This window comes from Protofrankia sp. CiP1_Cm_nod4, from assembly GCF_982290645.1.
Window position 1 is genome coordinate 35,667 of record NZ_CEVIVC010000016.1, and the last position, 24,922, is coordinate 60,588.

At 65.5% G+C, this 24,922-nt stretch carries 24 protein-coding genes and 1 pseudogene; 1 reads left to right on the forward strand and 24 read right to left on the reverse strand.

Annotation, left to right across the window (positions count from 1 at the left end; all coding sequences use genetic code 11):
• Together AC5LSR_RS05510 and AC5LSR_RS05515 are read right to left on the reverse strand one after the other, a co-directional pair.
• A partial coding sequence (locus AC5LSR_RS05510; RefSeq protein WP_493464516.1) for a cytochrome P450 family protein occupies positions 1–791 on the reverse strand: 791 nt, incomplete at its 3' end.
• Positions 788–1,234 (reverse strand): nuclear transport factor 2 family protein, encoded by a 447-nt coding sequence (locus AC5LSR_RS05515; protein ID WP_250287488.1) that lies wholly within the window; start codon positions 1,232–1,234, stop codon positions 788–790. The genes AC5LSR_RS05510 and AC5LSR_RS05515, both read right to left, overlap by 4 nt.
• A gap of 382 nt (positions 1,235–1,616) precedes the next feature.
• Here AC5LSR_RS05515 and AC5LSR_RS05520 point away from each other — a divergent pair, with 382 nt between their 5' ends.
• Positions 1,617–2,738: an acyl-CoA dehydrogenase family protein gene (locus tag AC5LSR_RS05520; RefSeq protein ID WP_250289429.1), complete on the forward strand. Its 1,122-nt coding sequence runs from the start codon at positions 1,617–1,619 to the stop codon at positions 2,736–2,738.
• A gap of 142 nt (positions 2,739–2,880) precedes the next feature.
• On the opposite strand, the pseudogene AC5LSR_RS05525 reads toward AC5LSR_RS05520, so the two are convergent.
• From AC5LSR_RS05525 to AC5LSR_RS05630, 22 genes and pseudogenes are all read right to left on the reverse strand, one after another.
• A pseudogene (locus AC5LSR_RS05525) lies at positions 2,881–3,120 on the reverse strand (integrase core domain-containing protein); the annotation flags it as partial.
• A gap of 7 nt (positions 3,121–3,127) precedes the next feature.
• A complete protein-coding gene (locus AC5LSR_RS05530) occupies positions 3,128–4,750 on the reverse strand; it encodes an AMP-binding protein (RefSeq protein ID WP_445548688.1) in 1,623 nt (540 codons plus the stop codon).
• On the reverse strand, positions 4,747–5,220 hold the full coding sequence (locus AC5LSR_RS05535) for a DoxX family protein (protein WP_047221742.1): 474 nt from the start codon (positions 5,218–5,220) through the stop codon (positions 4,747–4,749). Before AC5LSR_RS05535 ends, AC5LSR_RS05530 begins: the two co-directional genes overlap by 4 nt.
• A gap of 44 nt (positions 5,221–5,264) precedes the next feature.
• Positions 5,265–6,323 carry an ABC transporter ATP-binding protein gene (locus AC5LSR_RS05540; RefSeq protein WP_445548167.1) on the reverse strand — a complete coding sequence of 353 codons (1,059 nt, stop codon included), beginning with the start codon at positions 6,321–6,323 and terminating at the stop codon, positions 5,265–5,267.
• Positions 6,324–6,364: 41 nt separating this feature from the next.
• Positions 6,365–6,892: an Rv1363c family protein gene (locus AC5LSR_RS05545; protein ID WP_250284051.1), complete on the reverse strand. Its 528-nt coding sequence runs from the start codon at positions 6,890–6,892 to the stop codon at positions 6,365–6,367.
• 26 nt (positions 6,893–6,918) lie between these two features.
• Positions 6,919–7,677, reverse strand: coding sequence for an Rv1363c family protein (locus AC5LSR_RS05550; protein ID WP_250284053.1), 759 nt, complete (start codon positions 7,675–7,677; stop codon positions 6,919–6,921).
• Positions 7,674–9,020, reverse strand: coding sequence for an MCE family protein (locus AC5LSR_RS05555; protein ID WP_250284055.1), 1,347 nt, complete (start codon positions 9,018–9,020; stop codon positions 7,674–7,676). Before AC5LSR_RS05555 ends, AC5LSR_RS05550 begins: the two co-directional genes overlap by 4 nt.
• Positions 9,017–10,309 carry an MCE family protein gene (locus tag AC5LSR_RS05560; protein WP_493468226.1) on the reverse strand — a complete coding sequence of 431 codons (1,293 nt, stop codon included), beginning with the start codon at positions 10,307–10,309 and terminating at the stop codon, positions 9,017–9,019. The genes AC5LSR_RS05555 and AC5LSR_RS05560 overlap by 4 nt, the downstream gene beginning before the upstream one ends.
• Positions 10,306–11,562: an MCE family protein gene (locus tag AC5LSR_RS05565; protein WP_250289422.1), complete on the reverse strand. Its 1,257-nt coding sequence runs from the start codon at positions 11,560–11,562 to the stop codon at positions 10,306–10,308. The genes AC5LSR_RS05560 and AC5LSR_RS05565 overlap by 4 nt, the downstream gene beginning before the upstream one ends.
• A gap of 2 nt (positions 11,563–11,564) precedes the next feature.
• Positions 11,565–12,629, reverse strand: a complete 1,065-nt coding sequence (locus AC5LSR_RS05570; protein WP_250284061.1) for an MCE family protein — start codon at positions 12,627–12,629, stop codon at positions 11,565–11,567.
• Complete coding sequence (locus AC5LSR_RS05575; RefSeq protein ID WP_493464513.1) at positions 12,626–13,741, reverse strand: MCE family protein; 1,116 nt, start codon at positions 13,739–13,741, stop codon at positions 12,626–12,628. The genes AC5LSR_RS05570 and AC5LSR_RS05575 overlap by 4 nt, the downstream gene beginning before the upstream one ends.
• Positions 13,738–14,970 carry an MCE family protein gene (locus AC5LSR_RS05580; RefSeq protein ID WP_250284067.1) on the reverse strand — a complete coding sequence of 411 codons (1,233 nt, stop codon included), beginning with the start codon at positions 14,968–14,970 and terminating at the stop codon, positions 13,738–13,740. Before AC5LSR_RS05580 ends, AC5LSR_RS05575 begins: the two co-directional genes overlap by 4 nt.
• Before the next feature lie 4 nt (positions 14,971–14,974).
• Positions 14,975–15,817 (reverse strand): MlaE family ABC transporter permease, encoded by an 843-nt coding sequence (locus tag AC5LSR_RS05585; protein ID WP_250284069.1) that lies wholly within the window; start codon positions 15,815–15,817, stop codon positions 14,975–14,977.
• Positions 15,817–16,590, reverse strand: coding sequence for an MlaE family ABC transporter permease (locus AC5LSR_RS05590; RefSeq protein ID WP_052914299.1), 774 nt, complete (start codon positions 16,588–16,590; stop codon positions 15,817–15,819). The genes AC5LSR_RS05585 and AC5LSR_RS05590 overlap by 1 nt, the downstream gene beginning before the upstream one ends.
• A gap of 943 nt (positions 16,591–17,533) precedes the next feature.
• Complete coding sequence (locus AC5LSR_RS05595; RefSeq protein WP_493464511.1) at positions 17,534–18,280, reverse strand: SDR family NAD(P)-dependent oxidoreductase; 747 nt, start codon at positions 18,278–18,280, stop codon at positions 17,534–17,536.
• Positions 18,277–18,708 (reverse strand): MaoC family dehydratase, encoded by a 432-nt coding sequence (locus tag AC5LSR_RS05600; protein WP_250284074.1) that lies wholly within the window; start codon positions 18,706–18,708, stop codon positions 18,277–18,279. Before AC5LSR_RS05600 ends, AC5LSR_RS05595 begins: the two co-directional genes overlap by 4 nt.
• A 4-nt stretch (positions 18,709–18,712) precedes the next feature.
• Entirely contained in the window at positions 18,713–19,201 is a 489-nt protein-coding gene (locus AC5LSR_RS05605) for an FAS1-like dehydratase domain-containing protein (protein WP_250284076.1), read from the reverse strand.
• The gene (locus AC5LSR_RS05610; RefSeq protein ID WP_250284078.1) at positions 19,198–20,472 is read right to left on the reverse strand and encodes an acyl-CoA dehydrogenase family protein; all 1,275 of its coding nucleotides are present in this window, start codon (positions 20,470–20,472) and stop codon (positions 19,198–19,200) included. The genes AC5LSR_RS05605 and AC5LSR_RS05610 overlap by 4 nt, the downstream gene beginning before the upstream one ends.
• Positions 20,469–21,410 carry a hydroxymethylglutaryl-CoA lyase gene (locus AC5LSR_RS05615; RefSeq protein ID WP_250284087.1) on the reverse strand — a complete coding sequence of 314 codons (942 nt, stop codon included), beginning with the start codon at positions 21,408–21,410 and terminating at the stop codon, positions 20,469–20,471. Before AC5LSR_RS05615 ends, AC5LSR_RS05610 begins: the two co-directional genes overlap by 4 nt.
• 16 nt (positions 21,411–21,426) lie before the next feature.
• Positions 21,427–22,575 carry an acyl-CoA dehydrogenase family protein gene (locus AC5LSR_RS05620; protein WP_250284080.1) on the reverse strand — a complete coding sequence of 383 codons (1,149 nt, stop codon included), beginning with the start codon at positions 22,573–22,575 and terminating at the stop codon, positions 21,427–21,429.
• 13 nt (positions 22,576–22,588) lie between these two features.
• On the reverse strand, positions 22,589–23,827 hold the full coding sequence (locus AC5LSR_RS05625; RefSeq protein WP_250284082.1) for a CaiB/BaiF CoA transferase family protein: 1,239 nt from the start codon (positions 23,825–23,827) through the stop codon (positions 22,589–22,591).
• Positions 23,824–24,804 carry a DUF7064 domain-containing protein gene (locus AC5LSR_RS05630; RefSeq protein WP_250284084.1) on the reverse strand — a complete coding sequence of 327 codons (981 nt, stop codon included), beginning with the start codon at positions 24,802–24,804 and terminating at the stop codon, positions 23,824–23,826. The genes AC5LSR_RS05625 and AC5LSR_RS05630 overlap by 4 nt, the downstream gene beginning before the upstream one ends.
• Positions 24,805–24,922: the final 118 nt, after the last annotated feature.

The following is a 24,922-nucleotide window of genomic DNA, read 5'->3' on the forward strand; positions in this document are numbered from 1 at the left end:
CCGAGCGCCGTCGTCACCGTGTCGAGGCCAGCCAGCACGAGCACGTAGGCGAAGTTGAGGATCTCTCGGTACTCCAGGGTTCGGCCGCCGGGCATCTGGGCCTTGACGAGGACCGAGATGATGTCGTCGCCTGGCTTCTCGATGCGCTCGTCCAGCAGCCCTTTCAGGAAGTCGTGCAGGGCCTTCCCGGCGTCGATGCGCGCTTTGGTCTGCGCGTCCGTGTCCCCGTGCTGCACCCCTGCCGTCGTGGTGTGCAGAATAGTTCCCGCCCAGTCGCAGAGCTGGTCACGCTGCTCGACGGAGAAGTCGAGGCCCACCTGCCGCAGGAACACCGCGCTGGGCAGCGGCTTGGCGAACTCCTCCATGAAGTCGAACTCGCGCTTGGCAACCATGCCATCGACGAGTTCACGGGCGAACTGCCTGACCGCAGGCGCCACGTCGGCGACGGCATGGGGGCGGAACAGGGGGTCCACCACCATCCGATAACGACGGTGGTCCGGCGCATCCACTTCCAGCGGAATGAGCGCGCGGCTGTGCCCGGGCGTCGGCGGTGTGTCCGCTGGCCACGACGAGAAGGTGGCCGCGTCGTGGAGGACCTCTGAGATGTCCTCGAACTTCGAGAGAATATAGAAGCCGCCGTAGTTCTCCGTGTGTGCGACCGGGCACTTCTCACGCAGCACCGCGTAGCTGGGGTGTGGGTCAAGCGCGAAGGCGGGGTCGTAGTGGTCGTAGTCGTGGCCGAGCACCGCCTGGGCGGTGCACCGACTGGTCTCCTGCACCTGCTCGCTCATGCCGGCACGCCCCCTGTCATCAGCTCTGTCCTCGCGGCCGCCGGCCCGTCGAGCAGTCCCGCGACCGCGGCCGTGTCCTTGTAGAAGACGTCCACCCTGCGAATCAGCCCGTCCCTCACGTCGTACAGGTCCACGACATCGAGAGGGATCACGCGCCCCGTACTCCGCGCGGCGATGGTCCCACTGACCCGGACGAGCACACGATCTCCCGCCGCGCTCACCTGCGGAGCGTCGAGGCGTACCCGGTAGTCGCGCCCGACTGCGCGCAGCACCCCCACGAGCCCGTCCCTACCCTCCCAGTCACCGCCAAAGGGCAGACTCGACGCCTCGGAGAAGACCAGGTCGTCGGCCACGAGCGACAGGCAGGTCTCGATGTCCCCCACCGCCAGGCAGCTTGTGAAACGAGCGACGATCTCAACATCGTCCGCGCCGGCTTCCATCATCACGCTCCTCCAGACCGCGCTCCTCGGGGCGCCTTCGCTGGCCGTTGCGGAATATATGGCAAGGCCGTATGTTTCAGGAACACTTTCTACTATGAATTCGATTAGACGTCAACGCATCGCCGGAGGTCATCATGGAGGCCCGCACCCATGCCTCACGCGTTCGGCTGACCGCCCTTGCGCTCCCGCCTGCCGCTGGCACAAGCTCCGATGACGGTGACAGGCACCTGGCTCCGGCGTCCTGGTGCGGGACCAAGAGCGGCTATAGCACAGCAGAGCCCCATTAGATCCCCGCACGCAGCAAGGCCTGGTTCACCGGTCAGGACCGCAGCTTCTACGTCGTCCGGCTCGCAGGAGTCGCTCTCAGCGCCATCAGGGAGACGCTATGATCAATTTTACCGCCGAGCAGGAGGAGCTTGCTCAGCTCGTGCGGCGCTTCGTCGCCGAGCGCGCGCCGCTGTCGCACCTCCGGCAGTTCCTCGACGACGGCGGCCACGACACGACGATCTGGCAGCAGATGTCCAAGGAGCTCGGACTCCCCGCGCTCGCCGTCCCCGAGGAGCACGGCGGTATGGGGTATGGGCCCGTCGAGCTCGCGGTGGTGCTGGAGCAGCTGGGCGCCGGTCTCTACAACGGCCCGTTCTTCTCGAGCGTCTGCCTCGCCACCAGCGCCCTCCTGCTGGCCATGACGCGGGACGAGTTGGATGACATCCTCCCCCAGCTGGCTAGTGGTGAGCAGACGGCAGCCCTTGCGCACGCTGAGCCGGATGGGAACTGGGACGGCGCCACAGCAACGACCACGTGGCGTCCCGACGGTGAACGCGCCCGGGTGAGCGGTACCAAGACGCTGGTCGTCGACGGCGCGACCGCGGATCTGATCGTGGTGACCGCAGCACGGCCCGATGACCCGTCTGCCCTGTCGCTGTTCGTCATCAGCGCTGACGACGACGAGGTCCAGCGTCGCAGGCTGCCTACTTTCGACGCGACACGCGCCCTGGCCGCCATCGAGTTGAAGGACGCCCCTGGGCGCCTGGTCGGCGAGGAGGACAAGGCCGGACCGGTGCTGCGCCGTGCGTTGCAACAGGCTGCCGTCCTGCTCGCCGCGGAACAGCTTGGCGGTGCGCAACGGTGCCTCGACATGGCCGTCGCGTACGCTGGGACGCGAGAGCAGTTCGGGCGCGCCATCGGGAGCTTCCAGGCGGTGAAGCACCGGCTCGCGGACACCCTCCTCGATGTCGAGACCGCCCGCTCCGCGGTGCTCCTGGCACTCACCTCATGGGTGGCCGGCGAGGATCTCGGTGAAGTCTCGAGCCTGGCTCGAGCGCACTGCTCTGAGGTTTTCGCCCGTGCCGCGTCGACCAACGTGCAGGTACACGGAGGCATCGGCTTCACCTGGGAGCACGACGCGCACCTGTTCCTCAAGCGCGCCAAGGGGTCCGAAGCCCTTCTCGGAAGCCCGTCCGCACACCGCGAACTGCTCGCGGCGGCCCTCGGGCTGGGCGCCTAGGAACGCCGGTCAAGTAGTACGGGACCCGTCCGCAACTACCCGCACGAGCCATGATCCAAACGACTTTGTCGGTGTGCACGCTTGTCGGTCAAATTGGCGTACACATCGACAAGGTCGCGCCGATCTTCTCGATGGCCGGCACTCATCGACGCATGTCACCGTTCGCCAAGCCACGTATGGTTACGTGACCGGCGCTCCAGTTGTTCTGTCCCGTGAGGCTGGGGATACGGCTGACGGACGGATGACCTCCGAACGCGGTGTGGCAGCGCTGGTGATTGTAGGTGTGCAGCCAGCCGGGCAGCGCAGCACGGCGTTCGGTCTCGCTGGTGTGGACGCGGGCGTAGGCCCATTCCTCGAGCAGGATCCGGTTGAACCGTTCCACGGTGGGATCAGCGGGGCAGGGCGACGCCCGCCGCCTGGCGATCCCACGTCGCCTCCGTGTTCGGTCTGTCACGCAGCTCGAACTTCCGCACCCGCAGTGTCTGGGTCTTCGGCAGCTCGGCAACCACTTCGACGAACCTCGGGATCATGAACCGCGGCAGCCGCGGAACAAGGAAGCCAATCAAGTCAGCTGGATCGACGACGCGGCCTTCGACGGGGACGACGAAGACCTTGACCTCGTGCTCGCCGAACTCCGCCGGCACGCCGACGCACGCGACCTCAAGGACATCCGGGTGCGCCATCACCTCGGCCTCCACCTGGAAGCTGGAGATGTTCTCGCCCCGCCGCCGCAGGGTGTCGCGCATGCGGTCGACGTAGAAGTAGTTGCCTTCCTGATCGCATCGGAACGCATCGCCGGTGTGGAACCAGCCGTTGCGCCAAGCCGCCACCGTGGCCTCGGGCCTCCGGAAGTAACCGACGTTCATCTCCCATGGCCGGTCCGTGCGGACCACCAGTTCGCCTATCTCACCGATGGCCACCGGCAGATCATGTTCATCGACGATACGCAGCTCAACGCCGGGCCGTGGCCGCCCGACACTGCCCGGCACGATCTCGGCCCCGGGCAGCACCAGCAGCGGTGAACTGATCTCTGTCTGACCGTAGACGGAGCACAGCTGTGCCACACCGAACCGTGCGCGGAACGCGACGGGGTCGGCGACCATCGGGGCCAGTACGGCTACCCGCAGCCGGTGCGCTCGCTCGGCCGCGCTCGGTTCCCGAGACAGCAGGAACGCCGCCATGGTGCCGACGAGCAACGCATGGGTGGCCTCGGTCTCCGCGACGACATCCCAGTAGCGGGAACCGGCGAACTGCTCCCGCACCGCCATACTCGCCCCTGCGGAAAGGCAGACCAGCGCGGTCATCTGTCCGCTCACGTGGAACAGCGGAGTGTCGACCAGCCAGCGATCGGTGGCGCTCAGACCACCGGCCTCACCCATGGCGTTGACCCCGCCCATGTACGTGGCGAGATACGGGGTCAGGACGCCTTTGGCCGGACCGGTCGTGCCGGAGGTGAAGTTCACGGCGTGCACGTCCCAGGGTTCGAGGGGCGGGTCGAGCACGGGTTCCGTGACGGTCCCGGCGCGCAGCTCAGCAGGGGACACCGGGACGATGTCGAGCCCGAGCCCGGCCAGCCGCTCACCGAGGACACCGTCGGTGACGATCACCGAAGCGCCCGACTCGGCACAGACATGCCGGAGACTCTCCCCGCGGTAGGCGACGTTCACGGTCACCATCACCGCGCCCAAGGCGCTGGTCCCCCACCAGGCGCGCAGCCAGTCGAGCCCGTTCGGCAGAAAGAGCAGAACGTGATCACCGCGGCCGACTCCACGTGCCGCCAGTGCCGTCGCCGACCGATAGGCTTCGTCAAGAGCCTGCGCCCAGGTCCATCGCTCGCCATCAGGGCCGAGCACGCAGAGCGCATCGGGCCGTTCGGCAGCGTGTCGTTCCAGAACAGCTCGGGTTACCACGCGGTCGCGGGCGGGAAGCGTCTGTTCTGCCGACGCTGCTGGGTGCAACGACGCCGTCATGCCGTCTGACCGCGCCGTCTGTTCATCGACACCACCCCTCATGCCGGACGGCGCCAGAACGCGGCCAACTGGACGGCGGCAGCGCCCAGCCCGATCCCCGCGGTCAACAGCCCGCGACGCACGCTCGGGTGGTCGTCAGCATGCTTGAACAGACGGTCCACACTGAACCGGCCCGGGCCGAGTGTGCTCAGGGCCACGGCGGCGGCGGCCAGGTTGAGCACGTACTCATAGCCCTCCGCGGTAATAAAGAAGCCGTTGCGGACGTGCACGGAACGGGCGGCCACCCCCATGGTCCCAACAACCGCCGAGGCGGCCAGGGGTGTGCCGGCCCCCACCAGCAGTGCGCCGCCGGCGCCAACCTCCACCACGGCGGACAGCCGTGCCTGCAGCTCCGGCTCGCGGAACCCGATCATCTGGAACCAGTCCGCGGTTCCCTGGATCGTCCTGCCATGCTTGACTCCGTGCGCGATCATTGTCGTGCCGACTGCCGCACGCAGGATCAAGCTCGTCATCCCTGTACCCACCGATGTGCCTCTTTCGAAGGCCGGACGGCCATTCACTGGATCGGAAACGGCCTGTGCACCTTGATGACTTCGGTGGAACCTGGATCCCACGGGATCTCGTAACGAACGAGATCATCCTCCGTCAAGGACTCACGAATAGCCTGCTGCGCCTTCCATGGCAGGGTATGCATCATTTTCATGACCCGGTCCTTGCGCCGCTGAACGGCGCGCCGCTCGGGTAGGCCGGCACTTGGTTCGTACTGCGGGTCGACGAACGTGATGTCGTCCCGTGCCGCGGCTCCCTGCTCGCGCAGCTGCGCCATCTCAGCTTGCATCTGCGCCGAGTCCTTCTCCTCCGACATTCCGATGGGCCCGGCTCGGCGGCCCTGCAGGAACTGTTGGACCACGGGTTCCTCCGAAGTCAGCAACACCTCGCGGGGACCAAACATTACGAGGTTACGGCGGAACAGCATCCCGATGTTGTCCGGCAGCTGCCGCGCCGTACCCAGGTGATGCGTGACGATCAGGAACGTCGAATCCATCTGAGCGTTCAGGTCGACGATGAGCTGGTTGAGATAGGCCGTACGAACCGGGTCGAGTCCCGAGTCCGGCTCGTCGACGAGCACGATCTCCGGATCGAGCACGAGCGCTCTGGCCAGACCGGCGCGCTTGCGCATACCGCCGGAGATCTCTCCGGGGAGCTTGTTCTCCGCGCCTGTGAGCCCGACCAGATCGAGTTTCTCCATGACAATCCTACGGATTTCGGTCTCGGACTTACGAGTATGCTCCCGCAGCGGAAACGCGGTGTTGTCGTAGACGTCCATGGAACCGAACAGCGCACCGTCCTGGAACAGCACACCGAAAAGCTTACGCAGCTCATAAAGCCGATTCTCGGAGCATCGGATCAAGTCGGTGCCATGGATGATTATACTACCTTTTTCGGGCTTCAATAGACCGATGATAGACTTGAGTAACACCGATTTTCCAGTGCCCGACGGCCCGAGCAGCACGCTGATCTCGCCCGGGGGCAGGGTCAGCGTGACGTCACTCCAGATGTTCGCCTTGCCGAACGACTTGCTTAGATTCCTGATCTCGACTTCAACACCGGTCATCGATCCCCCTATACGTGGCACTACACAGTGAGCGTCGGCGTTCACACCGGGGTGAGCTCGGCGACCAGCCACTGCCCACTGACCCGCTGGAGGGCCATCCGGACCCGGCTACCGTTGAGTACGGGATTCTTGCTCGCCACCGATTGCGTAGTCTGGTTGAGGAAGAGCAGCATGGTCACCTTGTCGGGACTGTCAGCGGAGATGACCGAGGACGCCGCGACGCTCGTCTGGGTCGTCACCTGTTGCTTGACCGCTGCTGGCATGACGGTGTCCCGCATGAGCGCGGAGTACTCGTCCCTGAAGTGCCCGGTCAGCAGATCGTCACGTTTTCCAAGATCGGACACTGAAGAACGGTAATCGTAGGACAGCAGGGTCACAGCCATCTTCTCGCCGGCCGTCCTACCATCCGCCCTGGCCTGCTCGACCGTGTTGTGCCGATCGGTCGCCAGCACCAGGATGCCCAGCCCAACGGCGAGTACGACCGTGAGCGACCCGAGCCCGATGAGAACCGTTCGCGGATACCGATGCGCGGTTCGCCAGATTGCCCGGGGGTCTCCAATCGCCACCATTTTCCGTAAGGCTTTCCGTAAGGCCCTCACGGCACGAAATCCACTCGTGAGACCAGCCAGGATCCGTCGCCGTGATGTTCCATCTGTAGCGCCATTCGGTAGGTTCTGACCTCGCCGTTCGGCACCGCCGTGTTCCGCACGGTGGACTGCACGGCCAGAATAATGTGTGCGATGCTCGCGTTGATGTCCTGTACGCCGGCCTCGGTAACCTGGCCGGTCGTGACGACCTGGTTCTGTTTGACGATATCGACGTAGGAATCGAGGTTCTGGGTGAACAGATTGCGGAAGTCACCGGTCGCGCTCGAGACGAGCCTGTTGACGTCCGCGTCCGCGGTGCCAAAGTTGATCGAGGTCAGGTTCAGCGCCACCTGACGAGCGGCGGCCACGGCATCGGCGCGACGGGCATCGACGGCGTGGCCGTTCTGCCAGCGCAGACTGAACACAACCGTGGTGGCCACAAGTACGACAACAAGCACCGACAATGCCACCAACGCTATCCGGAACGCCCGCCCCCGCCTGAGCGGACGCGATCCTTTGGCCGCGGATGCCAGCGTCACCGAGACCGGATCATCGCTGACCGGACCGTCCGGATTCGGGAGCTCGCCGCCACCCTCATTGTCCACGAATGCCTCGTCCGGCTGTTCTTCGGCGAGTGTCCGGACCTCGTCTCCGGTCTTCGCGTCCCTGGTCGTGGACCTGGGATTGCTTTCCCTCGTATCTTCGGCGGGTTCCTCGGCACCGTGTTTCGGCAGGGCCGCCGGCGCGTCGTGGGTCAACAACGTCACCGCTCGGCCGGAGCGATCAGTAGTCCTTGCCATGTCAACTCCCTCTGCTGAGGCGGTGGTGATCCGACGACCCCGAGCACCGTGAGGGGACCCTCGAGGACAGTGATCCCGCCGAGACCGGTCTCGCCGGGAACGAACACGCCTTTCCCTGTAATCGGCTTTTCGCCATCGCCCCGGCACCCCTGGATCGTCCCTGCTCGCCGTCCTGGTGGAGAACCCGGCTCGAAGCACTGCAGGTTGCGCGCTCCCCGCGTCACTCGCGGGTCGTTCTGGGGCAGCTTGCAGTACGAGTTCGCAGGCAGCTCTTCATCGCTGATGATGCTCGACGGACGCGGACCGCCCGGCTGGCCCTCCGGTACCCATCCGTCCATGCACACCGGTGGGTTGACGTTGGTCTCGAGGTTGAACTTGAAGACCCCGGGCGAGAGGTACTCGGGGGCCGTCGTGAGGTTCTCGACTGTCAGCAGCGGATACACGACGAGGATCTGCTCGATGGGAGCGTGGTAGGCCTTCGCCAGCTTGGCCAGCACGTCGCTGCTGCTGAGCAGGGTTGGCGTGGTCAGGCTCAGCTGCTGGAGAAGGTCGCCTGCCCGTCCAGCCGCTGGGGGCACATTCGCCAGCATCGCCCGGATCTGCGGGTCGTCCTTCGCGAGCGTGCCGGTGAATGACGACAGGTCATCCGCCCATTGCCGGATGGACGGATCGCTCTGCCGGATGGCGTCCAGCAGAGCCGGGGCGTTCTGGATCAGCTGCCGGGTCGGCTCGTAATTGGTGTCCGCGGCGTCCAGCAGTGCCCTGGTGTTGTCGGCCAGCCGCCCGAGATCCGGACCAAGTCCGTCGAAGGCCGCGGCGGCCTCGTCGAGCACGGTGGTGAGACTGTGTGGGTTCAGCGACGTGACGAGGTCGTCCACGCTGTCGAGCACGGACGCGATCGGGGGCGGAGTGCTGGTCTGCCGCATGTCGATCCGATCTCCGTGCCGGATCGGAGGGCCGGGGTTCGCGGTCGGGACGAAGTCGACATACTGCTCGCCGATCGCCGAGACGCTGTGCACCTCGGCCCGGCTGTCGCGCGGCGGGGCCTTGTCCTTGTCGATGGACAGCGTTGCTCGGACTCCCGTCGGGACGAGGTCGATCTTCTTGACCTTGCCGACGGTATAGCCGCGGTAAGTAACGTTCGCGTTGGGGTAGAGGCCCCCGGTCGACGGGAAGTCGGCCGTCACCTGGATCTGGCCGACGCCCAGGAGCGTCGGAACCCGGAGGTACACCAATGCGATCATGAGTGTCGCGGCCAGGGTGAGAATCGCGAACGCCACAAGCTGGAAACGCACGAATCTGGTGATCATCGGCCTGTTCCCCCGCCCAGGAGCCCATTGAGGAGGTCTCCGAGACCGCTGTTCGGTTGCTGTGTCGGGGACGGCGTCGGCGAAGGCTGGGCTGGCGGCCTGGCTGGTTCCACCCCGCGTTGATCCGCTGGTACCGGCTTGGTGCCGCCTTCGAGTGCCGGCCCGGTGACGCCGGGGACGCCGTTCGGCAGGACCGGCGCCGTCAGCGGGTTCACTGCCTGACCAGCCACCCCCATCCCGGCCGCGAGCAATTTCTCTATGTTGCCCAGCTGGCCCGCGAACGGCGTGCCGGTCAGGAAGTTGCGGTCGAGTGTGCCCAGGGTGAGGTCGAGGGTCATGTAGAAGTTGGCGAAGTCGCCCTTGATGACGTCGCCGAACGTCTTGAGTGGGAACAGGGCGGTCCCGATCATGTCCAGGGAATTGGTCAGGGACTGGCCCGCGTCGGCGAGCCCCTTCAACGAAGGCCCCAGGTTGTCGATGTTCTGGGCCAGCGCGTCACCGCCCCGGCTGACCACGTCGTGTGCGGCGTCGCCGAAGTTCGACAGCGACTGCAGGGTGTTGACCAGATTGATCCGCTCCCGGTTCAGCACGTCGAGTGCGGGGGGCAGGTTGTCGAGCGCGGACTGGATCTGCCCGTTGTAGGACGCCAGATTGCCGGCCATCCGGTCGAGCCCGTCGATCGCGCGGACGATGTCGCCCTTTTGCTTGTCGAGCCCGGTGACAAACGTGTTCAGCTGGGTGAGCAGATCACGGAACTGTGGTTCCCGTCCCCCGAGTGCCCGGTTCAACTCCGTGGTGATCGTCTTGAGGTTCGCAAGCCCGCCACCGTTGAGCAGCAACGCCACCGAGGCCAGGAGGTCCTCGGTGCCGGTGTACTTCCCGGTCTGCGCGAGCCCGAGCGTCGAACCCGGCGCGAGCCTGCCGGTCTCACCCTCCGCGGGACGGTCGAGCTCGATGTACTTCGCGCCCAGCAGGCTGGCCTGACCCACCCGAGCCGTCGCGTTCGCCGGCAGCACCACGTCGGGGTTGAGCCTGATCGTGACGAGGGCGTGCCATCCGTCGAGCTGGATGGACTTGATCGTCCCTACGTTGATGTCGTTCAGCCGGACCGGGTTGTTGGGCACCAGATCACCGACATCGGCCATCTCGAGCTTCACCTCGTAGGAGCCCGGCCGCGAGCCTTCCGAACCGGGCAGGGTGAAGTCGTTGAGCCCCTGATAATTACAGCCAGTAAGCACGAGGCCCACGGCCATGGCAAGGATGGGCCAGCACAGCAGCCGCCTCATCATCTGCCTCCAGACGGCGGGACGAGCAGACCACCCAGGCCGGGTAGGCCCAGGCCGGGCAACAGCCCCTGGTTGTTCGCGGTGGCGTTCGGCGGTGGGTCGACGCCCGGCCGTTCGGTGGGGCCACCGCCGCCGGGCACTACGAGCGGGTTGACGCCGATGGGCGGCTGCTGGACGCGCAGGACCTGCAGCAGCGGGGCCAGGTAGTTGGCACAGGCCGCCGCGGCGTCGCCCGGGTTCTGGGTGAGGTTGACCGCGTAGGCCGAGCACACCAGGTCGGCGGGGTTGTTGAGGTTGTCCACGGCGAGAGCGCCGGTGTAGGCACCGCTACGTGGCGAGAAGATCTGCCAGAGGTTGGTCAACGTGTTCGGCCCGACGTGCAGCACCTGGGCGATGTCATCACGCATGCCGGCCAGGCTCCGGGTCAGCTGACCCAGCTGATCGACCGAGGTCTCCAGGGGTTGGGCGTTCTCCGCGAGGAACTGGTCCACCTGTACCGCGGCGTCGTTGACTCCGGTGATCGCCTGAGTGAACGCGTTCCTGTTCTCGTCCAGCACCTCGGACACCGAGCCCAACTGGTTGTTGAACTCGACGATCTGCTGATCGACTGCGCCGAGGGCCGTGACGAAGGTTTGCAGGTTCCGCACGGTCGCGAACAGATCGTCGCTGCCGGAGGCCAGAGTTTGCGCCGCCGCCGAAGCTTCCCTGATCATTGCGTTGAACTTCGCGCCCTGGCCGTCCTGCGCATTCCTGGCCATTGTGTCGAGGAATCGGCCCAGCACGCCCTGACTGCCGTCAGGAGCAGGCCCGAAGGCCGCCGAGACCTTCTCCAGCTCGGACTTGAGGTCGTCGAACTCCAGCGGTGACGCGGTCCGCTCCAGGGGAATGGTGCCCCTGTCGGGGAACGTAGGCCCGCCGTTATAGGCCGGGGTCAGCTGCAGGAAGCGGGTCGCGACCAGTGTTGGTGAGACGATCGCGGCCTGCACATCCGCCGGGAGCTTGTACTTGCTGTCGTAGCTGAAATCCACTCGGACCCGGCCAGGCTCGGGACTGATCGCAGTGATCTCACCGACGTCGACACCGAGGATCCGTACCCGGTCTTTCGGGTAGATGTTCTTCACGCTCGCGAAGTAGGCGGTACCGGATCTGTGCCCGTTAAGGACGAAAAAGGAGAAGGCGCCGGCGGCGATGGCGAGCACCGCCAGGAGGGAAACGATCCTACGCCTACCCTGGGTGGCGCCCATGAAGCGTCGCATGATCAGTTCACTCCTTGACCAATGACCTGGCCGAGCGGTGGAACAGGCAGGGATGGCGCCGGCTGCTGCGGGAACGGCGACGGAACGGCCAGCCCCGGAATGAACTGTGCCGTCGGGAAGACTCCCAGTCCGCCCACATCGGCGACACCGGTGAAGAACGGTCCCGAGGCGATGCCTTCGCCGAGACCCGTGATGAAGGTCGAGACCCGCTGGATCGCGGAGATGATGTTACCCTCGTTGCTCCGCAGAATCCCGATGGTGTGGTTGAGCTTGTCGAGTGCTGGCTTCAGCTTGTCGCGCTGCTCGCCGGTGAAACCCACGATTTCGTTGGTGAGCTGGACAGTCCGGTTGAGCAGTTGCTGGATGGTGTTCCGCCGGGCGTTGAGCTCGGCCAGCAGGAGATTACCGTCCTGTACGAGCGATGTGAGCTGCTTTGACGTGCCCGCCAGTACTCCGGTGACCTGCTGCGCGTGCTGGAGCAGCTCCCACAGCGCCTGGTCTCGGGAGGCCACCGTATGAGACAGACGCGTGATCCCCTCCATGGCCGGGCCGATGTCGCCGGAGGTCTGCGCGAAGGCCTGGCTGAGCGTGTCGAGCGCCTGACCGGCGTCATCGACATTGATCTCGCCTGTATGCCGGGTCAGATCCTCGAGGCCCTGCGTGAGGCTGTATGGCGCCTGTGTACGCGAGGACGGGATCGCATCGCCCGGAGACATCTTCCGGGTGCCGGTGGAGACAATCCCGAGTCGCCGCTCGCCGAGCAGGGTCTCGGTCTTGATCTGGGCGGTCGACTGGTCACGCAGTATCACGCCTTTCGCGGTGAACGTGACCTTGACCTGATTGCCCTTCAGTCCGACATCGGTGACCTTGCCGATCTTCGTGCCCGCCATCGTCACCGTGTCGCCGGCGCGGAGGCCGCCGGCCTCGGTGAACATCGCCGAGTAGCTGTCGCCGGCGATGATCGGCAACGCTGCCAACTGGAACGACCCGTACAGCAGACCAACCAGCGCCGCGATGCCGACCACCGCGATCGTTACCGGGTTGCGCTCCCGAAATTTGATCATCATCGCGCACCACCGCTCAACTTCTGCTTCTGTTCACGCTGTGCCGGGGTTTCCAGTGGAGCGGTCCCGAACTTGCAGCGGTCCGCGTTGGGGGCCGGACCGATGTAGGGGGTGTAGAACGGTTGGCCGTTGGGGCCGGTCAGTTTCAGTCGCAGCGAACACACGTAGAGGCCGTAGGTGCTGCCTCGCGCGCCGAGTCGGCCGATGCGCAGGTAGGCGCCGGGCAGCATGCTCAGGGCCGCGTTGATGTCGGCTTCGCCTGCGTTCGCCTGCGATGCGGCTCGGTCGAGCTGGGTGACGGTGTCGCGCAGCGGCCCGCGGACCTTCGTCAGCAGATCGCTGAGGGAGGTCACGAGCTGGTTCGAGCCGGCGAGCGAGTCGCCGAGCCGGCCGCGATCGTTCGCCAGGCCGCTGACCAGCGTCTGGAGCCGGTCGATAGTGACCTTCAACTGCGGCCCGTGCTGGTCGAGCGTGCCGAGCAGGATGTTGAGGTTGTCCACCAACTGCCCGATCACCACGTCACGGTCCGCGAGAGTGTTCGTCAGCGACGCCGCTCGCTTCAGCAATGAGTCGATCGTCCCGCCCTGCCCCTGGAACACCGACACGATCTCGGTGGACAGGCTGTTGATCTGGTCGGGAGCAAGGCCTTCGAACAGTGGGTTGAATCCGGCCAGCAGCACATCGAGGTCCAGTGCGGGAGCGGTCTGCCCGATCGGGATCATGCCATTCTTGGCTAGTGGCGCGGATGGCCCGTCCCCCTCCTGGATCTCGAGAAACCGGTCACCGGTGAGGTTGAGGTAGCGGATTGCCAGACGCGCGTTCCGCGGGATCTGCCGACTGGCGTCGACATCGAAGGCCACGACCGAGCGTGCGCTGTCCTGGACCTTGACGTCGTGCACCGTGCCGACCCTCACCCCGGCGATGCGGACCGTCTGGCCGGGCCGGAGGCCGGAGGAGTCGCTGAAGACTCCGGAGTAGCGGCGGGTGTCGTCGAGTCCGAAGCGCTGGCCGAGCTCAATCGAGATGAACCCGAGGACCAACAGGGTCACGACGAGGAAGATCGCACTCTTGATCAGAGGCCCGGTAATGGCCAGCGCGGATTTGCCCCCTGTCACCGCGCACCTCCCTGCAGCCGTGCCTTCTCCTGGTCCGTCAATGGCACGCCCGCCAACGGACCGAACAACTGCACGACCAGCGGCGGATCTCCCATACGCAGCCGGTTGTCACCGGGATACGGGTTCGCCTCACCACCCTTGTCGAAGTCCTTTGTGGCCTCCGCCGGCACCACGCGCCCGTCGTAATTGGGCAACCCATAGCACTGCGGGCCGATGTCGGCGGACATGCTCGGGAGGTTCCGCGGGTTCTTGTACGTGACGTCTCCCGGCTCGATGGCGACGAGACCGGTGATGCCGGGCACCTTCCCCTGCGTGGCAATCATCTGCTTGTCCGCCTTGTCGATGCCCTGTAGCAGGCAGGCGAACTCCGGCGAGTACCGCTTCAACAAAGCCGTCGTGGGTAACGCGTTCTGTACGACACTCACCAGAGCATCAGCGTTCTGCCCGAAGAAGACACCGCCCTGGTTTCCGGTCTTGCTCACCTGGAACAGGAAGGAGTCGAGCTGAGCCTGCTGCTCGACCAGCGTCCGGCTCGTCACCGTTACGCTCTCGAGGATGTGTGACAGGTCCGGGGCGATGTCGGCATAGAGGTTGGCGACATCAGCCGTCCTGGAAAAGTCATTCTGCAGCTGCGGCAAGTTCTCGTTGAACTTGTTCAGATAGGCGGCGAGGTCGGCGCCGGTCTGCCCGAGCTCGTCACCGCGCCCCTGCAGCGCGCCGGCCAGGTTCCCCAACACCGCGCTGACCTTCGCCGGCGAGGCGGTGTCCAGGATGCGCTGGAGATGATCGAACAGTGTGTTGACCTCGACGGCCACCCGGTCCCCGCCGACCTGGTCACCAGCCTGGAGGGTGCGCGTGGTGGGATGCTCGGGATAGGTCAGCTCGACCGACTTCGCACCGAACGCCGTGAGCTGGTTGAGCTGGACTCCAACGTTAGCCGGGATGTCCTTCATCTTGTCGGGATCCATCTTGAGCGTGATCAGCACACTTCGGCCGTCCTCGGTGCGTGTCATCGACCCGACACGGCCCACGTCGACACCGCGCAGCTGCACCCGATTACCTCGATACATCTGCAGTCCGGTGCGGTCGGCGCGCAGCGTGACATCCACAGTGCTGATGAATGCTTGCCGGTATGCGGCGATGCACAGCGCACCAAAGCCGCTCACGACCGCGATGAGTATCAACGCATAAAGCCGTAGCCGCACCCGACCGAACATCGATGTCTGCACAGCGCTACCCCGAGATCCGAAACGCGTCGGAGTTCGCGTACAACGCCATCGCGATGCACAGCTCAATCGTCATGACCGCGATGAGCGAGGTCCGCACCGCGCGCCCGACCGCCTGGCCGACACCAGCCGGGCCGCCGGAGGCAGTGTAGCCATAGTAGGTGTGGATCAGAATGATGACTATCGCTATACCCACGGCCTGCGCGAACGCGAACATGACATCCTGCCACTGCATAAACGTGTTCATATAGTGGTTGAAGGTACCCTCGGAAAGCCCGAAGAAGTTGACCTGGGTCACCTTCCAACCGATCCATCCACCGACCATGGCCATCGCGAAAATCGGAATGATAGTGATCATTCCGGCGACCAGTCGAGTCGTGACCAGATAGGGCAGCGAACGCACAGCCATCACTTCGAGAGCGTCGATCTCCTCGGCGACTCGCATTGCACCGAGCTGCGCCGTGAAGCCACTGCCAACCGTCGCGGCAAGCGCGGCACCGGCAACGATCGGTGTCAGCAGCCGCGGGGTGATGATGGCAGAGGCGAATCCACCGAGCGCCTCGAGCTGGAGGTTCTTCAACGCATCGAAGGTCTGTACCCCGCCGGTGACACCGGCGAACAGTGTGATGAAAAGTGTTATGATCGACGAACCACCGATCACCGCGAGGGCGCCAGTGCTCATCCCCACCTCGGCAATCAGTCTGACCTGCTCAGTTTTGTAATCCTTGACCGCCTTTGGCGTCCAGGCCAGTGCCTGGCCGTAGAATGAGGCTTGGCGGCCCAGGTCGTCCAGCAGCCGCAATGGCGCACCAAAGACGTGGACCAGACCACGCCGAAATCCTCCAGCCATCAGTGGTTCCCTCCAACGATCCCCAATGAGTACGGCACCTGGGTCAACAGGATGTTGAGCGGGAACAGCGCCAGGAAGGTGTAGACCACAGTCTCGTTCACCGCGTTGCCCACACCGCGTGGGCCGCCGGCACAGGTCATGCCGCGATAGCAGCCGACGAGAGCACCGACCACACCGAAGGCGACAGCCCGGAGCTCACCGTGCACCAGGTCCGCGAACCCGACCAGAAGCTTCATCGAGTCCACGTACTGCCCTGGACTGGCTTCCTGGAGGAAGACCGCGAAAAAGAACCCACCAGTCAGGCCGATCAGGATCATCACGCCGTTGAGCAGAAACGCGCACAGGGCGGTCGCGAGCATCCGGGGCACGACCAGCCGCTGTATGGGATCGATGCCCAGGACCATCATCGCGTCAAGTTCTTCACGGATCCGGCGAGCGCCTATGTCCGCGCAGATGGCCGTCGAACTGGCTCCGGCGATGATGAACGTCGTCGCAACCGGGCCGATCTGGGTGATCGTGGCGAGGCCCGATCCGGAACCGCTCAGGTCGATCGCGCCAAGCTCCGACAGGATCAGGTTGAACTGGAAGGTGACCAGCGCGACGAACGGGATACCCAGCAGAATGGCCGGACCGAGTGAGACACTGGCGACGAACCAGGTCTGCTGGATGAACTCGCGCCATTGGAACGGCCGCCGGAAAACGGCGACGAACGTGTCGAGCGTGAACGCGAAGAAGTTGCCGATCGGTGTGGCGATTCTGGTAAGCGAGATCATAGCCATAAAGGGCACACCGCCTGGGGCGCAACGCCGGCACAAAAACGATCACCAGCCGGAACGCGCCTGCCGGAAGCCGAAGCGGCCGGCAGCGCGCACCGACGGCCCGTGGACCGGCTCAGGCAGGTCGGCACAGTTGCTCTCAGCACTGAGAATTTCCCTTCAGCTACAGCCCCGGTGGTCGCGAAGAGCGAGATCAGCGGACCGGTGGACCCTGACATCAGGCGTTGTTCGTCTTGCTGGGGATCGACCAGTCGGGATGCGAGTCGTGGATCCGCGGCTAGGGCGTCCGACAGTATGAGCACTCGGGACCAGGGAGGACATCTGCCGAGCGCCTGTACGCCTCACGGGGCTAGCCGATGATCAACAAGAATCTAATGAAATTTTGCTAGTTTCGATGCAGCATAGCGTGATTCGCGCCACTGTCAAACACCCGGACCGCTCGGTCGTGCGCACGCCCAGGCCTTCTAAATAGATCTTGAAATCATTTTCAACATCAATAGTCCCCTGGAGACAGAATATTGATTTTTTGTAGTTAATTTTATGTTCTGTAGATAAATGCTGTGTCGCAGCCCCGACACAGCGATCTGCTGACTGGCAACTACGACTGCTGGACAACACCCATCTGATGCGGATGGCGGGGCGGTTCTCTCACCGGATACGCACCTGGGCCCCAGCCACCAGGTCCCGGCCATCGACATCGCCGCACTCCCGGCCCTGCGAGACCAGGTCATCGGCCCCATCCGTGCCAGTGTCCGCAGCCCGCGGATCGACGCTGGGCCCGTGTCGACCGCAACTACGAGGCCCCGCACGCCGGCAGGCATGCTCTCGCACCCGACTTCGGCATCGTCACTCGCGTCAACACGACACAGACGACATCTTGCCAATCAGCACACCCCAAACGCCCGGGCTGATCCGCCTCGCCCTAAATCTGAGTCGAATATTATGTGGAGTACCCACCGTCGACGTTGAGCGTCTGTCCTGTCACGTACGACGAGCGGGGCGAGGCAAGGAACGCCACCACCTCTGCGACCTCGTCCGCCGCACCGAAACGGCGGAGCGCGATCGCTCGCTGGGCGGCCTTCAGCGCGCGCTCGTCGTAGTCACCCGTGCTCAGCAGGTCCTCCCAGATCCCGGCCTCGATCGTGCCGACCCCGACGCAGTTCGCGCGCACACCGTTCTTGCCCTCCTCGGCCGCGATGGCACGGGCTATCTGCTCGACGGCGCCCTTCGGCGCCGCCGAGAGCAGGTCCCGGGCAGCCCACCGACGGAGGACCGTCGTGACGAGGCAGACCACGGATCCTCTCGTTGCGCGCAGCGGCGCGATTGCAGGCCGCAGCAAGTTGAAGCAGGCCGCGGCATCGCGCAACAGCTGCTCAGCGAACAGCCCCTGGTCGATGCTCCCGACGTAACGCATGGGAATCTGTGGGCCTGCGGCGTACACGACGGTGTCCAGCCGGGCGAACGAGTCCACGAGCGCCTCGACGTCCGCTGCCTCGGTGAGGTCCACAGGGTGCGCCGTGGCGTTGCGACCCAGCGCTCGCACGGCCTTGGCCGCCGCCTCAGCCGCGTCCGCATTGCTGCGGTATGTCAATGCGACATCGAAGCCTTCACGTGCGAGGGCTTCGCAGGCAGCGGCGCCGATACCGCCGCTGCCTCCCGCGACGAGTGCCTGTGGCTGATCGCTCATCGCGCCTCCGCAGTCCATGCCTCGCGCAGCCGCGCGTACCCGCTCACGACCTCCACGCCGTCCTGGTTGGTGGTCGAGAGTGCGAGTTCAGCTTCTGGGCCATAGGGGCCCTTCGTCACTGACGTCACCGTGGCTGAGACCGTCAGGGTGTCTCCCGGCCAGACCTGGTTCTTGAAGCGGACCCCGAAGGCGCTGAGATCCGCCTCGTCAATCCAGCCGGCCACCATCTTGGCGGTCAGCCCCATCGTGAGCTGGCCGTGCACTATGACCTTGTCGTATCCGGCGACCTGTGTGGCGTAGACCTCGTCTGTGTGCAGCGGGTTGAAGTCACCGGATGCGCCGGCATACATGACGAGCTGGGTGCGCGTCAGATCGTGCACGACCACCTGGGAGTGGCTGTCGCCCTCCGTGAGCTGTTCGAGTCTCACCTTGTCACCCTTCCACCGGTCGCTCGGTGACCACCCGCACACGGATTGCTGTGACGACGAGCTCACCGCGCTGGTTGGTGAACCGGGTGATCTCCTCTTCGAAGCGAAGCGTCCCGGCGCGTGCGCTCTGCTTCTCCCAGCGCTTGCCGGGCTCCCGGTCCACCGTGAGCACGTCCCCGGGCCGGATCGGGCGGTGGTACTCATAGTGCTGCTCCGCATGAAGGCTGGTGCCGCTGCCGCTGCCGCTGCCGCTGGCCGGCGGCGGGAAGCCCGGACCGCGACCGGACCCGTGCCAGGGCACGCCAGGGCGCGGACGGTACGGCCAGTCGGGGTCGAAGTGCGCCACGCTCGCCACGAAGGTGGGTGGGGCCAGCACGCCGCCGTGCGCCTGCGCGGCAGGGGACTCCTCGTCGTACCAACGGGGGTCAAGATCCCCCAGAGCGCGGGCGAACATGAGCACCGCGCCTGCTTCGACCGGGAACGAGAAGCTCACCGGGCACCTGCCTGCCTGGGCTCGCGAGGCAGCCTCAGGACACCCTCACCGAGGATGTTGCGCTGCACCTCACTGGTCCCGGCGTAGACGGTGCCAGAGTGGGCCACGAGGAAGGCGTCCTGCCAGGGGTCGACCGGGTGGCCAGGTCCTTCTGGACGGAGTAGCGCGTCGGTTCCCGCGATATCCAGCGCCAAGGCCCCGAGTTTGAGGTGGTACTCGCTCCAGAACAGCTTCCACGTGGACAGCTGCGGACCCGGTTCCCGTCCAGCGGCAACCTCGGAGACGGTGCGCTCCCACGATGCGCGCAGCAGCCGAACCTGGGTATGTGCCCAGGCCAACTGCTGGCGCACCACCGGGTCGCGATCCCGGCCCCTGGCGCGCGCGAGTTCGACGAGCGCGGCCAGCTCTCGTTCGCGCGACTGCACCAGCATGGTCGTTGCGCGCCCTGCGGCAGCGCGCTCGAAGGCCAGCGTCGACTGCACGACCCGCCAGCCCTCACCCAGGCCCCCGATGACGTTGTCCAGCCGTGCGCGCGTCCCGTCGAAGAAGACCTCGGCAAACTCCTCCGCACCGGTCATCTGACGGATGGGGCGGGCGTCGATGCCGTTCTCCCCCGGTGTGAAGGGGACGATGACGTAGGAGAGGCCTCTGTGCTTGGGCGCGTCGGTGTTGGTCCGGCAGAGAACAAAAATCATATTTGCCGTGGCGAAACGACTGGTCCAGACCTTCTGGCCGGTGATGACGACCTCATCACCCTCGATCACGCCGCGGGTCCGGGCCGAGGCCAGGTCAGACCCTGCACCGGGCTCGGAGAAACCCTGACAGTAACGGTGCTCGCCCGACAGGATCGAAGGCAGCAGACGCCGTTTCTGGTCGTCGGTGCCGTGCAGGATGATCGACGGTCCGACCATCGACTCGCCTTGCACTCGGTCGACGCGCGGCAGGCCAGCGCGGAAGAACTCCTCGTCGAGCACCGTCATCTCCGGCGCCTCCCAGCCGCGGCCACCGTACTCCTCCGGCCAGGCCGGGCAGACCAGACGCGCCTGGAGACAGCGTTCTTCCCACTCTCGGAAGAGCGGGTGCCGCTGAGCCTGAGCGTGCTGCTCCTCACTGACAGCCCGCATCACCGAGCCCGGCAGGTCGACGCGGGCCCGCCAGTCCAGGATGTCGGAGAGACCCTGGGGCGCGTTGGCCGCAATCCAGCCGCGCAGCAGCTCACGCAGCTGCGCAGGCGGCGTACCCGGCGGTATCTGGAGATCTGCTGTGCTCATGCTGCCCCGACACTGGTTGCGAGGGCCTGTACAGTGCGCGACGGGCTCGGCCGGCCCAGTTCCTCCGCCATCCAGAGGCTGGTGCGCACGAGCGCGTGCAGGTCGACGCCAGTCTCGATGCCGAGCCCGTGCAGCTGCCAGAGCAGGTCCTCGGTGGCGAGGTTGCCCGTCGCGCTCTCGGCGTAGGGACAGCCACCCAGGCCACCCGCGGAGCTGTCGACCGTCGTGACGCCCTCCTGGAGCGCTGCCAGGACGTTGGCAAGCGCCTGTCCGTAGGTGTCGTGGAAATGCACACCGAGCTGGTCCCGTTCGATCCCCGCGGCGATGAGGGCGCGCACGAGGGCGCGCACGTGGCCGGGGGTCCCCACCCCGATCGTGTCGCCAAGGCAGAGTTCCGTACAGCCCAGCGCCACAAGGCGCGTCGCCACGTCGACGACCTGCGTCACAGGCACCTTCCCTTCCCACGGGTCGCCACAGACCATGGAGACATATGCGCGCACACCGGCTCCAGCTGCGCGTGCCTGCTCCACAACCGGCGTGAACATCTCAATCGACTCAGCGACGCTGCGGTTGAGATTGCGCCGTGAGAACGTCTCGGTGGCCGAAGCGAAGATCGCGATATCTCGCACACCTCGGTCGAGGGCCCGCTGCAGGCCCTTGGCGTTCGGCACGAGGACCACATAGCGCACCCCGTCCACCGGCTGTAGGCGGTCGATGAGGTCCTCAGCATCCGCCAGCTGTGGCACCCACTTCGGGTGCACGAAGCTCGTCGCTTCCACGGTCCGCAGGCCGGCAGCTACGAGCCGCTCGACGAACTCGGCCTTCACCACCGTGGAGATGACCTGTTTCTCGTTCTGAAGACCGTCACGCGCGCCCACCTCATAGACACGGACACGCTGCGGAAGGTTGTCGCGGGCGACAACCTGCGGCGCGATCATGACCACAGCGTGCTCCTTACAGCCCGAGAGAGCGGCCGATGATTTCCTTCATGATCTCGTTGGTACCACCGTAGATCTTCTGGACACGCGCGTCGACAAACGCTCGCGCGATGGGGTACTCGGTCATATAGCCGTAGCCACCGTGCAACTGGAGGCAGTGGTCGACGACACGGTTCTGCATATCGGAGCACCACCACTTCGCCATGGCCGCCTCCTCGGCCGTGAGCTCACCAGCGATGTGTGCCTCGAGACACCGATCGACGTAGGCCTGCGCCACACTCACCTCGGTCGCCGCTTCGGCGAGGGTGAAGCGGCTGTGCTGGAAGGAGCCGATGGGCTGCCCGAAAGCCGAGCGCTGGCGCGCGTACTCGAGTGTCCATCTGAGCGCCGCCTGTGCCGCGGCCACGCTGATCGCGGCAATGGCCAGGCGTTCCTGAGGGAGGTTCCTGCTGAGGTAGCCGAAGCCCTTTCCCTCTTGGCCAAGCAGGTTCGCGACAGGGACGCGCGCCTCGGCGAAGAACAGCTCTGCGGTGTCCTGGGCGTGCATGCCTATCTTGTCCAGGTTCTTCCCGCGCGCGAAGCCCGGGGTGTCGCGCTCCACAACCAGCAGGCTCAGGCCGCGCGCGCCAGCGGTGACATCGGTCTTCACGACGACAATGACGAGGTCGGCGTTGATGCCGTTGGTGATGAACGTCTTCGAGCCGTTGACAACGTAGTCGTCGCCGTCTCGCACGGCCGACGTGCGCACCGCGCCCAGGTCCGAGCCGGTTCCTGGCTCCGTCATGGCGATCGCTGTGATCAACTCGCCCGTGACCAGCCTCGGAAACCAGCGCTCGGCCTGTTCGTCGTTGGCCAGTTGAAGCAGGTAAGGCACAGCTGTGTCGTTGTGCAGGGAGAGCCCCAGCCCTGACGCGTTGACGCCCGCGGCCTGCACCTCCTCGTGCATGACGACGTTGTAGCGGAAGTCCGTCACCCCTCCCCCGCCGAAACGCTCAGGGACATCAAGACCGAGGAAGCCGTTCGCCCCTGCGGCCAGGAAGAGTTCGCGCGGCACGATGCCGGCGTGCTCCCACTCCAGGTGGTGAGGTACGACCTCCTTCTCGAGGAAACGCCGGAAGCTGTCGCGGAACAGATTGTGCTCCGTCTGGAAGACATTCCGCTTCATGTCGGGATACTCCTCAAACCACGCGTCGTTCGCGCAGGCGTGCGATCCGTTCGGCCGTAAGACCCAACTCGGCCAGGATCTCGTCGGTCTGCTCACCCAACGCTGGGGCATGACGGGCCACGTCGAACGGCTGCCCCGAGACCGGAGCCGGCCATCCCGTGCCCGTGTAGGGGCCCGCGACCGGGTGCGTCGTCTCGTGCACGATCTCGCGGGCACGCAGGTGCGGGTCGTCGAGCGTGTCCTGCTTGGAGTTCGCCGGGCACAGGGGGATGTCGTGTGCGCGCGCGATGTCCATCCACTCGGCGAGCGTGCGCTCCTTGAACACGGGGACAAGCTCGTCCAGCAGATCAGCCTTGCCGCCGTCGGCGAAGTCGACGGCGAACGACGTGTTCTTGACGTCGAGCAGGTCTTCCCGGCCGACGGCTCTGCAGAAGTTGTCCCAGAACTTGTGCTCGATGGCGGCGAGGAGCACGATCCGGTCATCCTTGGTCGCGTACCAGGTGTACTTGGGTCGCTTGTGCGGGTCCATGCCTACCGGCGGAGGCGGGTTGCGTCGATCCGTAATGCGTGTCGAGTTCCACGCCATCACAGCGTCCAGAGCCTGGTTGGCCAGCACCGCGTCCGCGCCCGCCGCGTCGATGCGGGCACCTTCGCCTGTCTGGTCTCGGCGCCGCAACGCCGCGATCGTCGTGAGGGCGGCGTACAGTGCGGTGGACAGCGGCCCGTCGATCGATCCGGAGAAGTACAGCCCCTCGGGGTTGAGGACTTGGTGCACCACGCCCCGCTCGTCGACCTTGTACTGCTCCTGGCCGGCCACTGCTCCCATCATGTAGCCGTGTACAGGGATCTGGCTGTACGCTCCGCGGGCCCCGAAGCCGCTTGCCTGGCAGTACACGATGTTCGGCTTGGCCGCGCGCTGCGCCTCGTAGCCGATTCCGAGAGCCTCACACGCATCGCCGGCGAAGCCATCCACAAAGACGTCCGCTGTCTTCAGCAGGCTGAAGAACAGGTCGCGCCCCTCGTCCTGCCGCAGGTCGATCGTGACGCTGCGCTTGTTGCGGTTACAGAGCAGATGGAACACACTGTTCTGCGGCGTGATCCGATCACCAAGCTCGCGCAGGTAGTCACCGTAACCCGGGCGCTCCACCTTGATCACGTCGGCCCCGAGATCCCCGAGCAGGCGACTGGTCTGGTCACCGGTCGGCAGCATCGCGCACTCGATGACGCGCACACCCTGCAGCAATTCGATCATGACTGGCCCAACCCCCGCAGGAAGCGACGCGCCTGGATTCCGGGGAACCACTCGATCGCCTCGCCGTACTGCTTGCTCCCGTCGTCGAGCGTCCACTCGCAGAGCGACCAGTACTGCAGGTAGCGGGCCCAGGGCACCCACTTGAGGACGTTCTTACACTCGCCCTCCGCGCGGATGGTGCGCCCCATGCCGTCGGTGCCCTCGATGGCCAGCTTCCACGGCACTCCGTCGGGGCGCCGTTCGAGGACCTGCCGGGTGCCGGAGACGACATGGCTGACCTTGTCGTCCTTCTGGATCCATCCGGTGATCGCCGGCTCGATCGTGCCTATGATCGGGTCCGTCGCCAGCGGCTCGGTGCCTATGTTGTACATCTGGAAAGCGAAGCCCTTCCCGTCGTTGAACCACGGAAAGTCACCACGCGGGTTGTCCTTGTAAAGGCGGGGCCCCCAGCTGTGGTCGCGGTTGGATCCACAGTCGACGTCGATCTCCTCGCCGTTGATCCATACCTTCCCGCTGACCCGGCCGCCCTGCTCATAGTGGTGCGGCCCCCACTCCTGCGAGCCGTCCGGGAAGCCCGCGTTGGCCACGTCCATGGTAGCGTCGAAGCGCAGGTCGAACTGGCAGCCGTCGCGGTCGTACTGCATCAGGAAGGTCTTCTGGGGCTCGACGCACTTCAGCGTGAGCCCGTTCGGCGTGCTGTAGTCGAACATCTCCGTCCCGTCCTTGCGGATGTCGAGCGGCGCAAACTCCAACCAGTCGTGGTAGAGGCAGTCGTACATCTGTTCGCCCGACGGGTCCCAGAGGGCCGCACCCGTCATGGAGAAGTTCATGTTCGGCCGGTGGTTCATGTAGACGAAGCCCGAGAGGTTCCGCTCCGCGACATAGAACGGGAACCAGGCGCTCTCGTTCCAGAAGGGGCTGTCCGTCATCGAGCCCTTGTGGAAGTAGTCGTCCTCGGGACGCACGAAGTCGACCATGAACCCTCCTGGCTGTAGTCAACGCCTCGGCCCGGTGCCGCTGCTGTCTAAATGAACGCAGATTTTGTTTAGGAGTGCAAGCTCCGACCGCATGACGGACCCATGGCAGGTGGTGCCG

Coding starts and splice junctions, on each gene's coding strand:
- AC5LSR_RS05620 (WP_250284080.1), bottom strand. CDS start 22,575: ATGAAGCGGAATGTCTTCCAGACGGAGCACAATCTGTTCCGCGACAGC.
- AC5LSR_RS05540 (WP_445548167.1), bottom strand. CDS start 6,323: ATGACCGGTGTTGAAGTCGAGATCAGGAATCTAAGCAAGTCGTTCGGC.
- AC5LSR_RS05520 (WP_250289429.1), top strand. CDS start 1,617: ATGATCAATTTTACCGCCGAGCAGGAGGAGCTTGCTCAGCTCGTGCGG.
- AC5LSR_RS05535 (WP_047221742.1), bottom strand. CDS start 5,220: ATGACGAGCTTGATCCTGCGTGCGGCAGTCGGCACGACAATGATCGCG.
- AC5LSR_RS05530 (WP_445548688.1), bottom strand. CDS start 4,750: ATGAGGGGTGGTGTCGATGAACAGACGGCGCGGTCAGACGGCATGACG.
- AC5LSR_RS05570 (WP_250284061.1), bottom strand. CDS start 12,629: ATGATGATCAAATTTCGGGAGCGCAACCCGGTAACGATCGCGGTGGTC.
- AC5LSR_RS05630 (WP_250284084.1), bottom strand. CDS start 24,804: ATGGTCGACTTCGTGCGTCCCGAGGACGACTACTTCCACAAGGGCTCG.
- AC5LSR_RS05625 (WP_250284082.1), bottom strand. CDS start 23,827: ATGATCGAATTGCTGCAGGGTGTGCGCGTCATCGAGTGCGCGATGCTG.
- AC5LSR_RS05560 (WP_493468226.1), bottom strand. CDS start 10,309: ATGATGAGGCGGCTGCTGTGCTGGCCCATCCTTGCCATGGCCGTGGGC.
- AC5LSR_RS05585 (WP_250284069.1), bottom strand. CDS start 15,817: ATGGCTGGAGGATTTCGGCGTGGTCTGGTCCACGTCTTTGGTGCGCCA.
- AC5LSR_RS05545 (WP_250284051.1), bottom strand. CDS start 6,892: ATGGTGGCGATTGGAGACCCCCGGGCAATCTGGCGAACCGCGCATCGG.
- AC5LSR_RS05610 (WP_250284078.1), bottom strand. CDS start 20,472: ATGAGCACAGCAGATCTCCAGATACCGCCGGGTACGCCGCCTGCGCAG.
- AC5LSR_RS05555 (WP_250284055.1), bottom strand. CDS start 9,020: ATGATCACCAGATTCGTGCGTTTCCAGCTTGTGGCGTTCGCGATTCTC.
- AC5LSR_RS05565 (WP_250289422.1), bottom strand. CDS start 11,562: ATGCGACGCTTCATGGGCGCCACCCAGGGTAGGCGTAGGATCGTTTCC.
- AC5LSR_RS05515 (WP_250287488.1), bottom strand. CDS start 1,234: ATGATGGAAGCCGGCGCGGACGATGTTGAGATCGTCGCTCGTTTCACA.
- AC5LSR_RS05595 (WP_493464511.1), bottom strand. CDS start 18,280: ATGAGCGATCAGCCACAGGCACTCGTCGCGGGAGGCAGCGGCGGTATC.
- AC5LSR_RS05590 (WP_052914299.1), bottom strand. CDS start 16,590: ATGATCTCGCTTACCAGAATCGCCACACCGATCGGCAACTTCTTCGCG.
- AC5LSR_RS05615 (WP_250284087.1), bottom strand. CDS start 21,410: ATGATCGCGCCGCAGGTTGTCGCCCGCGACAACCTTCCGCAGCGTGTC.